Raw genomic sequence first — 11,832 nt, forward strand, 5'->3', positions numbered from 1 at the left:
CGTCGCCCGACACGACACTTTAAACCGGAGCACGACCCAACCACGGGTAATGAATTTAGAGGAGCTGTCGGGGCTCCCGCCCGGCGCCGTCTCGCACTTCCAGGACGAGGGGATCGAGTCGCTGTATCCCCCACAGGCGGAGGCGGTCGAGGCCGGCGCCACCGACGGCGACAGTCTCGTCGCGGCCGTCCCGACGGCGAGCGGGAAGACCATGATCGCCGCCCTCTCGATGCTCTCGGCCATCGAACGCGGCGGGAAGGCACTCTACATCGTCCCGCTGCGGGCGCTCGCGAGCGAGAAGAAAGACGAGTTCGAGGCCTACGAGGAGTTCGGCGTCTCCGTGGGGGTCACGACTGGCAACTACGAGAGCACCGACGACTGGCTCGCCACCCGCGACATCGTCGTCGCGACGAGCGAGAAGGTCGACTCGCTCGTGCGAAACGGCGCCGACTGGCTCTCTGACCTCACCTGCGTCGTGAGTGACGAGGTCCACCTCATCGACGACAGAAATCGTGGCCCGACGCTGGAGGTCACCCTCGCGAAGTTGCGCGCGCTCAACCCCGCGCTTCAGGTGGTCGCGCTCTCCGCGACGGTGGGCAACGCCGGCGAGATCGCCGACTGGCTCGACGCCGAACTCGTCGCCTCCGACTGGCGCCCGATCGACCTCCAGATGGGCGTCCACTACGGGAACGCGATCAGCTTCGACGACGGCAGCAAGCGCGAGGTACCCGTCGACGGCTCGGAGAGCCAGGAGGACGCCCTCGTCAGGGACATCGTCGCCGAGGATGCCTCCGCGCTCGTCTTCGTCAACTCGCGGCGCAACGCCGAGGCCGCGGCACGCCGACTCGCGAACGTCGTCGCGCCGGAACTCGACGACGAAGAGAAAGCGGCACTCGACGAGCTCGCCGACGACATCCGGGACGTCAGCGACAGCGAGACGAGCACGGACCTCGCGGCCGCCGTCGAGAAGGGCGGCGCCTTCCACCACGCAGGCCTGGCCAGCGAACACCGATCACTGGTCGAGGACGCCTTCCGCGACCGGTTGCTGAAGGTCATCAGTGCGACGCCCACGCTCGCCGCCGGCGTGAACACGCCCGCCCGCCGCGTCGTCGTCCGTGACTGGCGCCGCTTCGACTCCACCGCGGGCGGCATGACCCCGCTCGACGTCCTCGAGGTCCACCAGATGATGGGCCGAGCGGGTCGGCCCGGCCTCGACCCCTACGGCGAGGCCGTCCTCCTCGCGAAGAGCCACGACGAACAGGACGATCTGTTCGACCGCTACATCTGGGCCGAGGCCGAAGACGTCCGATCGAAACTGGCGGCCGAACCCGCGCTACGAACCCACGTCCTCGCGACCATCGCCTCCGGCTTCGCCAGCACGCGAGACGGCCTCCTCTCGTTCATGAACGAGACGCTCTACGCGAGTCAGACGGACGAACGCGGGCGGCTGGAGTCGGTCACCGACACCGTGCTGGACTATCTGGAACGGAACGATTTCGTAGAACGGGAGGGGGGAACCGCCGGCGGGTCACGAAGCGGAGCCGACGCGGATGCCGCCGACGACGCGTTCACGTCTGCCGCCGACCTCGCGACGGAGGCCAACCGGGACGTCGACCTCCGGGCGACGAACCTGGGCCACACGGTCTCGCGGCTCTACCTCGATCCGATGAGCGCCGCGGAGATCGTCCACGGGCTCGAATCGGCCGGCAGCCGCCCGACGGCGATGGGACTCTACCAGCTGATCGCCCGCACGCCGAACATGTACGAACTCTACTTGCGCTCGGGCGAGGACGACAAATACGGCCAGCTCTACTACGAACTGGAAGACGAGCTGCTCGGCGACGCCCCGAGCGAGTACGAGGACAACCGCTTCGAGGACTGGCTGGCGGCGCTGAAGACTGGCGCCCTCCTCAAGGACTGGGCCGACGAGATGGACGAGGATCGCCTCACCGAGCGCTACTCCATCGGCCCCGGCGACCTTCGCGGGAAGGTCGAGACCGCCGAGTGGCTGCTGGGCGCCGCGGAGACGCTCGCCGCGGAGATCGATTCGGACTGGAGCGTCGCCGTCCGCGAGGCGCGCGCCCGGGTCGAACACGGCGTCCGCGAGGAGTTGCTCGAACTCGTCTCCGTCCGCGGCGTCGGTCGCAAGCGCGCTCGCCAGCTCTACCAGGCCGGCGTCGAGTCGGCAGCCGACTTACGAACCGTGGACAAGGGAATCGTTCTCGGCGCCCTTCGAGGGCGAAAGACGGCCGAGAACATCCTCGAGAACGCCGGTCGCGAGGATCCCTCGATGGACGGCGTCGAGGCGATCCAGGTAGACGGAGGCGACGCGCCCGGGGCCGCCGGAGTCGACGCCGGCTCTGGCTCGACTAGCGAGGCCGGGTCGGACGCGTCGACGACACCCGAGTCGGAGGACCAGTCCAGCCTGGGTGACTTCTGATGACGGGAACTGGCGTGACGATCGTCGAGGGAACGCTCCGGATCGACGACCTGGATGCGTTTCTGGCAACGATCGACCGAATCGCGGAGCGACACGACGTCACGATCCAGGCCGTCGACGCCCGGTACGTCGCCGGGCAATCCCACCTCGAACGCGCCGTCGAGAGCGCCGAACGAGCGATCGCGAACGACGACGCCATCGCCCGCGACCCGGCCGTCGAACTCCTGCTGTACGCCGCCGGCCGCCGCCAGATCGAACGGGCACTCGAGATGGGCGTCGACGAGGGAACTGGCCCCGCCGCGATCGTCGTCACCGGCGGCGCCGACGGGCCAGCCGCCGACGAGCTTCGTGACGAGCTCGACGTCGAACCGGCCTCCGTCGTCGGCAACCCGGACGAGGAGACCCTCTGTGACTTCTTCGACATCGGCGATCGGGAGCGAGCGGCCACCAATGCGACGCTCGAGCAACTCGTCTGCGAACGCGTCGCGTTACTGGCGGTCGAGAAGTAACGACCGTCGACGATTCACAGTCTGGCCAGCCTGCTAACCCCCTTCGTTTCAACTGGAGATCCGGAGTAGTCGTGTGGATTTCACTCGACGTGAAATCGGCAGCGATCGGTGACACTCGAGTTCGTCGGTCGCCGGCAGGGCTGCCGGATGGACAACCCGTTTGAACGTTCGATCCCTGTTTGCGGTATGGACCTCTCTATCGTCGATCTCTCCCACGTTCCCGAGGGTGCGAGTGCGACTGAAGCCTACCAACAGACGGTCGAACTCGCCCAGCTCGGCGAGGACCTCGGCTACGAGCGGTTCTGGGTCGCCGAACACCACGGGATGGCGGGCTACATCGCCGGGACCACGCCGGAAGTGCTGCTCGGCCACCTCGCCGCGGAGACCGAGTCGATCCGGCTGGGGTCGGGAACGGTCCTGCTCAACTACTACCAGCCGTACAAGGTCGCGGAGGCGTTCAGCGTCCTCGACTCGCTGGCGCCCGGGCGGATCGACATGGGACTCGGCCGGGCGACGGGGCCGCCAGCGGCCGACCGCGCCATGGGCTACGATTCGAGTCCCAAGACGCCCGAGGAAGCCGATTCCGAACACCGCGCGAAGGTCCAGGAGACGCTCCGACACGCGCTCGACGAGTTCGGCGACGACCATCCCTACAGCGGTCTGCAGCTCGCGCGATCGGCCGAAAACACCCCCGAGCCCTGGTTGCTCGGGTCGTCACCCTCTAGCGCAAGGCTCGCCGGCGAACTCGGCCTCCGATACTGCTTCGCTGGTTTCATCCGCCCCCAGTTCGCCGAACCCGCCTTCGACGCCTATCGCGAGGCGTTCACTCCCTCGCCGATCGGCGCCGGCCCCGACGAGCCGGCAGGCATGCTCGCGATCAACGCAGTCTGTGCCGAGACGGACGAGGAAGCCGCCCGCCTGCGCGCCCCGACCGAGGCGGTCTACCAGCGCATGGCCCGTGGGACCATCGGCGACGGCATCCCCTCGATCGAGACGGCGATCGACGAACTCGGCGGCGTCCCCGACCACACGCCCGATCCGCTCCCCGAGGGCGAGTGGTCACGCTCGATCTCCGGCAGCCCGGAGACGATCGACGCCGTCCTCACCCAACTCACCGATCGGGTCGGCGTCGACGACGTCATCGTCCAGCACACCATCCCCGACTTCGACGACGCGAAACGGTCGCACGAACTACTCGCCGAGGGCGTCGGGATCTGACATTGAATGTCGGCTTCCTATTCAGTCAGCTATAAGCGCCTCACAAACGACTTAAAAGTATTATTTCCGGTCTATTTTATTCCCAATGGAGGGTTCAACATCACTGACTTCAATTCTCTATCTTCTAAACTCTTAGAGAGTCTCTGTACCCGCTGAACGATCTCCGGTTGTGATCGAACAGATGGGTTTTCGGGTTCACCGTCGGAGACTTCGATATAGCCGTATTCCCTCTTCTGTTCTAAGGAGAGATTCCTGGGTACAACTACCCCATCTTCATCGTCTTCCCAAATAAATACCGAAAATTTATTTTCAGCAGTAATGTCGTTCACAGGCCACCCTAGCCCATCAGCCGTAAAACGGGATAGTACATTTAATTCATAGCCCTGCTTAAGTTCGTCTCCAAACCTGGGGTTTATCCGTTGGTAATGTGACATTTCAGACGGGACATCGGTCCAGCCATCGAATACGTTCTTCACACGGTATCCGCCATCAATAGCGCTTCTTCCATCTTCTCCTTGAAGAGAAGCAAGGATGTCAGGAGCACTTAAGGTAATTGCTGTCCCCGCACCTGTCCAAGGGTTCGAGCTTGCAAATGCTACTATCGTTGAAACGGTCAGATCAAATGCTGGGTTGACCCAGTCCGGCAAGGTTATATCAGATTCTGAGCCCGTCGGGGTAAATCCCCTATAACCTGCATCAATTGATGGAGGGTAGTACGCATCGTCGCCATTTATTACATCAAACGAATTGCTCTTAATGTCGTCAGTTTTCCACGTATCATCCTCTCCCCTAAGGCTTTGGCCACATCCGGTAAGTCCAAGATATGCCTCCCACCCATAAGTATCCGTCTTAAAAACCTCTAACAATCGAACATTACTAGTCCCAAATACGTGCTTCGGGGTATGGATGGCCTTCCCGCGATCAATGTCGTGATCACTTTTAGATTTAGAATCAATTGGTGACTGAATGTCCACTAGTTTTTCTTTCCAGAGGCGCTGTTCAACGGCCGACAAGGGTGGAATACTCCCAAGCGTTGCAATTCCGAAGGTGGAGCCGACAGCGTTTCGAATGAATTTTCGCCTATTACCAGACATTGCATTTTACCATAACTACCCCAGATAAAAAATCTACTGTTTTTCCTGTTGTGTTCTATAATATAGAGATATTTTAATTAAAAGCTCCAGAGGTCAATAGCCATTGGATTTGCAAAATTACGTATGTGTTATTTTTCAAATAGTCTTTCAATCAGCACATTGGTTTATGATTTGAGGAAACGCACCAATATCGTCGGATGGTTCTCGAATAAGCCATGTAAGTTCAAGGCAACCGTCATCCATGGCCTCAAACATTTTTGATAAAGTTTGCGAAGAAACCGTAGAAGTATCCCCATTTTCTATTCTGATTATATAAGAATAATCGAATGCGTTGTCGATGCCTCTTGGCTTAACCACCCATTCCTCCGATATTCCATCGGATATTGGATCAACTGTGTTAGAAAAGTCCAGTTTTTTCTCCTCGCCCCTTATTTCAACCGATATCCTTACATTATCATCATGGAGATTTACGATCCGTATTCGTTGTAACGGAGGTGATGCAGTATTATTATCACTATTGTTTGATAATGCACATCCAGTTGTAATCAATATACCACCAGTAGCCAATCCTTGGATGATTTTTCTCCTATTCATCTTTGCTATTACCATAATATGGTATTGCACGGTATAAGACTGTGGCCTATCCGTTTGATGATTCCATCACATATAGCGGATAGTAGGTTGTGAAGAAAAAATTACACGGCTCCAAATTTACCATAAAAATGTGTTATCCATTCTACGGTATAGACTCTTCAAACCTTTTCAAGTCCCTGGTTAACCATTGATGAGAGGAATTAGAAGTAGTCCATCCTGGATTCGAACCAGGGTCTCGAGCCCCAGAAGCTCGAAGGATTGGCCGCTACCCTAATGGACTGTACACAGCCGTAATGCGGTTTGAGGTATAGTGGTTTCGATCTATACCCAGCCAATCGTGTTAGTGTCGATCGGCTTGTAAAGCCGTATCCGAAGGATGGTAGTGTTCTCTCCGGTGGCAGTTCGCACAGAGGATAACGCACTTTTTCATCTCACGGCGTACCTCTCCCTTTGGCCTGTTGTTGGCAACGAGTTGCGAGACACTCATCGATTTGTCCTCACCCGTGTGATGGTAATCGAGGCACGCCGCCCGCTCTTCACTGCAGCGGGTACAGCCGCCGCTCTTCCGTTTTTGCGTCACTGTCCACCGTCGGAGGTCGCACGACGGTTCCTGATGATGTAGCAGTCGGTGGCAATTTGCACAGAGGACGTCGCACTTCGCAATCTCCTCACGAAGTGCGTCTTTTCCGTACCCGTACGTAACCATCTCCCCCACGTTCATCCGCTTCGATTCGTCTTTTCGATGGTGAAAATCGAGACACCCGGGATCGTTCATGCCACACCGGGTACAGCCTCGCTGCTGGCGTTGGTCTCTGACCCATTCTCGTAAACGGGTTCGTCGACGCAATGTCCGTTTCGTGTTCCACTCTCGATTTCGATAATGCCACCGCTGATCGACTGACAACGAGGACCAGTCACGGTCGTCAGGAAGGTCAATATCGTCCGGTTTTGGACTGACCCTGGGACCGCGAGAGTAATACGTTTCGAGATTCGCCTTCACCTTTGCCTCGTTCCAGCTACCAATAATCCGAATGATCGTTGCCGACGCCGGGGTGAATCCCAACGCTTCGTACTGCGCTTTCGTCGGCGACTCGCCAAGTTCCGCGGCAGCGCGCTGGAGAGCGTCGATGCACTCGGAGACCGTCGTTGTCATCGATTATTTATTGCACGGAATAAATAATAGTCGCTACGCGCCGGGTTCCGAAATTTCCGATTTCTCCGTGCCGATCAACGAGTGGACGCCAGTTGGCAATCGACACCAACTTACCCGCTTGCCGTGCAGGCACGCGTATGTACGTCGGACGCTTCGTCGTCGTCGGTCCCGAGACGGCCGCCTATCGCGTGTCGTCGCGCTCGTTCCCGAATCGCCAGATCACGGATCGGAGCGACGAGGATACCACCCTGACCGTCGGGCCGACGCCCGACGCGCCGGAGACGGACAATCCGTACGTGGCCTACAACTGCCTGCGCACGGTGGAGACGCCGCGTGGCGAGGCGGCAGCGATCGGCAACGGCTCGCACGTCGATCCGATCGCGGAGAAGCTCGAACTGGGCTACCCCGCTCGCGACGCACTGGCGACGGCACTGCTGGCGCTCGACTTCGAGAAGGACGACTACGATACCCCGCGAATCGCGGGGGTGCTCGACGCCGACGGCGAGGCCACCATCGCGACCGTCCGTCGCGACGCCCTCCTCGTCGAGCGTGTCGACGAACCCACGCTGGTCGCCACCTACGAACGGGACACACCGGGCGCGTTCGAGTTCGACGCGACCGACGCCGAGGCGGCCGCGGCGACCGCGTACGACCTCGACTTCGAGCACGCCGTCTGCGCTGCGGGCGTGACGCGGGACGACGACGGGTTCGAGACGGCGATCGAGAACGGGACCGACTGACGGCGTCGTTCGAGGCTCGACATTCTGCGGCGACGCCACCGCCGCGGGCAAAAACACACATACGGCTGGCACCCGTCCGCTCAGCCAATGCAGATCGGTCTCATCTCTGACGTTCACGGGAATCGAGTCGCGCTGGAGGCGGTACTCGCGGATCTCCCGGCTGTGGATGCGCTCGTCTGCGCCGGCGACGTCGTCGGCTACAATCCCTGGCCTGGCGACTGTGTCGACGCGTTGTGCGAGCGAGAGGTCCCGACCGTGATGGGAAACCACGATCGGGCCGTCGTCACGGAAACCGGGTTTCAGTTCAACGATATGGCGGCTGCCGGTGTCGACCACGCGCTTGCGGTTCTCGACGAGGACCAGCGCGAGTGGCTCGCGTCGCTTCCGGACGAACGAACGCTGTTCGACGGCCGGCTGAAGATCGTCCACGGCCACCCGGACGATCCCGATCGCTACACCTACCCCGAGGAGTTTTCGTCGGGAATGTTAACGGACGAGGACGTCCTCGTCATGGGACATACGCACGTCCAGCACGCCGAGCGGTTCGCCGACGGAATCGTCGTCAATCCAGGGAGTGTCGGCCAGCCCCGCGACGGCGACCCGCGAGCGGCCTACGCCATCTGTGATCTCGACGCGATGACCGTCGAGACCCACCGGGTCGAGTACGATATCGAACGCGTCCAGGACGGCGTCGCGGAGACCGGTCTCCCCACCCGGATCGGATCGCGACTCGCTCGCGGCGAATAGCGGTTCGGCGTGGTCGACGGCGGTCACACATTCTCGCCTGGGTGAACGTGACCGAACGGCTATCACGGGTGACGTGGTAGGACGTGGCTGGATGACCCCCAAACAGCTACTCACCGGCAACCCCCGCCGCACGAGCCTCGTCTACCTCGCCATCGGTGGCGTCTCGCTCGTCAAGGCCATCGCTCTCAGGGACGATTCGACGCGCTTCCGCCACGAACTCAGAGACGCCGCGCTCTTCATCGGTGTGGGCCTCGTTCTCCGTCGCTACGCCACGATGCGTGACCAGCGCCGCGAGGAACTGGAATCGATGGTTCCCGACTGGATCAGCGGCGAGGGCACCGATGGCCCGGCTATCCCCGCAGTCGTTCAGGAGTACCTCGGCGGTCGAGAGGAATCGTCCACGCAGTCGGTGACCGACCGCGCACGGACGGTCGTCGGCAGGTAAGCAAGGTGTTCAGCCGCGCGATGCCAGTACCGCTCGGCGCCGTTCGAAGCCCGACTGCAGCGTAGAATGTTCTCCTGGCCGTTCGATCAGCATGTTTCCGGACCCTCGATTTGTCCACCGAGCGGTGTCACACCGCGCCTCAGGAGACCCACTCGAACACCGACGAGGCGAGCTCGGTCTCCCGTTCGGTGGCCGCGTCCGCGTCGATCTGTGTGGGATCCGGTCGATTCCCGGCTCGTTGCCACGTCGACGGTCCCGCGCCAGGGCCGTCGGCGGTTGGAGGGTGGGCCGCCGGCCCGAACGATTCGTTCGAGACCCGGGTCGCCGCCGGCTCGGGTCCGACGAGGACGGGTTCGCGGTCCGTCGCCGTCGACGCCTCCTGAGTGTCGTCGAGTCCGAGGAACTCCCCGAGGCTCTCGCCGTCTCCCGGGAGGACGTCGACCGTCACGCCGCCACCGACCGAATCGGCGGTGTATCGCGGGCCGTCTGTGTCGGTATCGGTCTGAGTGGTCGTTCCAATTGACGGGTCAGTCTCGGTGGCGGAGTCCGTGGGGTCGTCGCGGGGGCCGTGACCGTCGCTGGTCGAGTCGAGCGTCAGGTCGGCGAGTTCGGAGAGTCGCTCGGCGGCCCCGTCGACGTCACCGTCGAGAACCGGATCGGGGTGTGGATCGTGCTCGCCCGGCCCGTCGACGAGGTCCTCGGGAGAGTCGGCGCCGTAGGCGGCGATGATCGCGTCCGGGTCGGCCTCGACGTCTTCGAATAGTTCGGTGACGGGTACGTCGTCGGTCATATCCGACGAGCCACCAAATACCTGCTTCGTTACGCGCCGATTACCGTGATTCGTTCGACGGCTGACCGTGACGAAAGGCGGGCAACGTGACGTTTCCGCGTTCAGAAGAGATCCTGGACGAGTTCGAGACTGCGTTCGCGATCCGACCAGGCGACGACGATGGCAACGCTGGTGGCCGACGTGACGAGGTCGTGAATCTGGATGCGCTCCTCGGCGAAGGGGTCGACGATCTCGTGGATGACTCCCGGCTGCGTCGGAAGTTCGCCGCCCGTGAGGCGGATGATGGCGAGCGGCTCGTCCACCGTGACAGAGGCGACCTCCGGCCGTTCGATGACCTGCTGGTGGAGGATGTTCTCCGCTCGCCCGGCCTCCTCGGCGTCCACGTACAGGGTGATGCTGTCGAGGCCGCTCGCAGCGACGTCGATGTTGATGTCGGCATCGCCGAGCGCACCCGCGAGCGACTGAAAGACGCCGGATTCGTTGCGGATGGACCGGCCGGCGACGGTGAGGCAGGCCAGCGGGCGCTCGCGGAGGTCGATGAGGTTCTCGAAGGTTCCCTCGATCGTCGTGCCGCCGGTCAACAGATCGCCGTGCTGGTAGTGAACGACGCGGACGTCGAGGGCCTCGTCCTTGTAGGAAAGGGCCGACGGTGCCACGACCTCGGCCCCGCGAAACGAGAGGTTTCGAAGTTCGTCGACGGAGATTTCGCCGACGTTACGTGCCCCCTCGACGGCGTGTGGGTCGCCCGTCATGACGCCCTCGACGTCGGTCACGATGACGACCTCGTCTGCGTCCATGTACGACCCGAGCATGACCGCGGTCGTGTCCGATCCACCCCGTCCGAGCGTGGAGACGGCTCCATCGGGCCCTTCGGCCAGGAACCCAGTGATCACCGGGACCGTCTCGTCGAGCGTCGAGACGAGCGCTTCGGTCCGTTCTTGCGTGGCCGAGACGTCGACCTCGCCGTACTCGTCGGTCACGACCGGCCACTCGGGATCGCCGGGTTCGACGAACGTCGCATCGACGCCCCGTGCCGTCAGTGCCGCTTTCACCATCCGGACCGACGTCCGTTCGCCCATGCTGACGATCTCCGCACGGTCGGCATCCGACGCCTGGAACGTGATGTCGTCGATGAGCTCGTCGGTCGTCGATCCCATGGCACTCGCGACGACGGCGATCTCGTGGCCGTTGGCGACTGCCGCCTCGATCGAGTCGGCCGCTCTGGCGATCCGATCACCGCTGCCGAGACTCGTCCCGCCGAACTTCGCTACGACGCGCACGAAATCACCCCGATAGCCGTCCGATCCAACCCGTTCGAGACCCGATTCGACATGGATGCCAGTTTGGGAAGACTGGTGATAACCCTGTCCCTCGGACGGAATCTTACCCACTCCCCGAGAGTGCCACCGACGAGCAGCGGACGGCCGCGTCGTGACCCTCGGTCTCGGGGCGACCGCATCCGTTCGACGGGCCGGTCGGGTTCGGGAGGGACATCTTTCACGCTGGCTTCCGTAGGGGTCGGCAAATGAACGTCCGAGACGCCAGAGAAGCCGACGCAGCGGCCCTTGCCGCGCTCGCAGACGCCCCGACGGACGTCCTCATGTCCCAGCTCCACACCCGGACCGTTCGCGTCGCCGTGCCGTCGACCGACGATCGATCGGCCTCGTCCGGCGAAGACACCCTGTCGGCGGACGAATCGCCGACGGACGCTCGGCCCGGGATTGACGAGGAACCCGACATCCTCGGCTTCGTCAGTTTCGACGCCGACGCCGACACCGTCTTCGTGACGAACGTCCGCGGATCGGATCAGGCCTGTCGGCGCCTCCTGGAGGAACCGATCTCGTTCGCGCGGGCAGAAGCGATGCCAGTCGAAGCCGTGGTCCCCATCGGAAACGAACGCCAGCGCGAACGGCTAGAGGCCGTCGGGTTCGAAGACGTCGGAGCGGGGCCGCCGTTCGAGGGCGAACCGACGCGACGATTTCACCTGGACGATACGGCAGACTCCACCTGAAACCCTTCTACAGGAAAAGGTTCCGCGAGCGAGGGTATTCACCTATTCCGTATCGGCAGTGTACTGAACGTCGTTGCGTTCGGTCACGGTC

General features: G+C 62.2%; 12 protein-coding genes and 1 tRNA gene. 7 read left to right on the plus strand and 6 right to left on the minus strand.

All coding sequences use genetic code 11. The features are described from left to right. Positions 1-49 precede the first annotated feature (49 nt). The 3 genes from HALRU_RS15455 (at position 50) to HALRU_RS15465 (ending at position 4,167) form a co-directional block, all read left to right on the plus strand. Positions 50-2,440 carry an ATP-dependent DNA helicase gene (locus HALRU_RS15455; RefSeq protein ID WP_015302326.1) on the plus strand — a complete coding sequence of 797 codons (2,391 nt, stop codon included), beginning with the start codon at positions 50-52 and terminating at the stop codon, positions 2,438-2,440. Beyond that, entirely contained in the window at positions 2,440-2,949 is a 510-nt protein-coding gene (gene cgi121 / locus HALRU_RS15460) for a KEOPS complex subunit Cgi121 (protein ID WP_015302327.1), read from the plus strand. The genes HALRU_RS15455 and cgi121 overlap by 1 nt, the downstream gene beginning before the upstream one ends. A 186-nt stretch (positions 2,950-3,135) precedes the next feature. Further along, the gene (locus HALRU_RS15465; RefSeq protein ID WP_015302328.1) at positions 3,136-4,167 is read left to right on the plus strand and encodes an LLM class flavin-dependent oxidoreductase; all 1,032 of its coding nucleotides are present in this window, start codon (positions 3,136-3,138) and stop codon (positions 4,165-4,167) included. Positions 4,168-4,238: 71 nt separating this feature from the next. Here the strand turns inward: HALRU_RS15465 and HALRU_RS15470 are convergent, their stop codons facing one another. The 4 genes from HALRU_RS15470 to HALRU_RS16065 all read right to left on the minus strand — a co-directional run bounded on the left by HALRU_RS15470 (position 4,239) and on the right by HALRU_RS16065 (position 7,008). Then, the gene (locus tag HALRU_RS15470; RefSeq protein WP_015302329.1) at positions 4,239-5,261 is read right to left on the minus strand and encodes a hypothetical protein; all 1,023 of its coding nucleotides are present in this window, start codon (positions 5,259-5,261) and stop codon (positions 4,239-4,241) included. 147 nt (positions 5,262-5,408) lie between these two features. Continuing rightward, positions 5,409-5,885, minus strand: a complete 477-nt coding sequence (locus tag HALRU_RS15475; RefSeq protein ID WP_171815000.1) for a hypothetical protein — start codon at positions 5,883-5,885, stop codon at positions 5,409-5,411. A 177-nt stretch (positions 5,886-6,062) separates the two neighbouring features. Then, positions 6,063-6,135, minus strand: a tRNA-Gln gene (locus HALRU_RS15480). A 60-nt stretch (positions 6,136-6,195) separates the two neighbouring features. Further along, on the minus strand, positions 6,196-7,008 hold the full coding sequence (locus tag HALRU_RS16065) for a homing endonuclease associated repeat-containing protein (RefSeq protein ID WP_015302330.1): 813 nt from the start codon (positions 7,006-7,008) through the stop codon (positions 6,196-6,198). A 137-nt stretch (positions 7,009-7,145) separates the two neighbouring features. Between HALRU_RS16065 and HALRU_RS15490 the strand changes: the two genes are divergently transcribed. From HALRU_RS15490 to HALRU_RS15500, 3 genes are all read left to right on the plus strand, one after another. After that, the gene (locus tag HALRU_RS15490) at positions 7,146-7,748 is read left to right on the plus strand and encodes an IMP cyclohydrolase (protein WP_015302331.1); all 603 of its coding nucleotides are present in this window, start codon (positions 7,146-7,148) and stop codon (positions 7,746-7,748) included. An 87-nt stretch (positions 7,749-7,835) separates the two neighbouring features. Continuing rightward, on the plus strand, positions 7,836-8,495 hold the full coding sequence (locus HALRU_RS15495; protein WP_015302332.1) for a metallophosphoesterase family protein: 660 nt from the start codon (positions 7,836-7,838) through the stop codon (positions 8,493-8,495). 91 nt (positions 8,496-8,586) lie between these two features. After that, on the plus strand, positions 8,587-8,940 hold the full coding sequence (locus tag HALRU_RS15500; protein WP_015302333.1) for a hypothetical protein: 354 nt from the start codon (positions 8,587-8,589) through the stop codon (positions 8,938-8,940). A 139-nt stretch (positions 8,941-9,079) separates the two neighbouring features. Here HALRU_RS15500 and HALRU_RS15505 read toward each other — a convergent pair whose 3' ends face one another. Then, positions 9,080-9,730 carry a hypothetical protein gene (locus HALRU_RS15505; RefSeq protein WP_015302334.1) on the minus strand — a complete coding sequence of 217 codons (651 nt, stop codon included), beginning with the start codon at positions 9,728-9,730 and terminating at the stop codon, positions 9,080-9,082. Positions 9,731-9,831: 101 nt separating this feature from the next. After that, entirely contained in the window at positions 9,832-11,010 is a 1,179-nt protein-coding gene (locus HALRU_RS15510) for an aspartate kinase (RefSeq protein ID WP_015302335.1), read from the minus strand. 245 nt (positions 11,011-11,255) lie between these two features. Between HALRU_RS15510 and HALRU_RS15515 the strand changes: the two genes are divergently transcribed. Beyond that, on the plus strand, positions 11,256-11,741 hold the full coding sequence (locus HALRU_RS15515; RefSeq protein ID WP_015302336.1) for a hypothetical protein: 486 nt from the start codon (positions 11,256-11,258) through the stop codon (positions 11,739-11,741). Positions 11,742-11,832: the final 91 nt, after the last annotated feature.

The organism is Halovivax ruber XH-70, from assembly GCF_000328525.1.
GTDB classification, from domain to species: Archaea; Halobacteriota; Halobacteria; order Halobacteriales; family Natrialbaceae; genus Halovivax; species Halovivax ruber.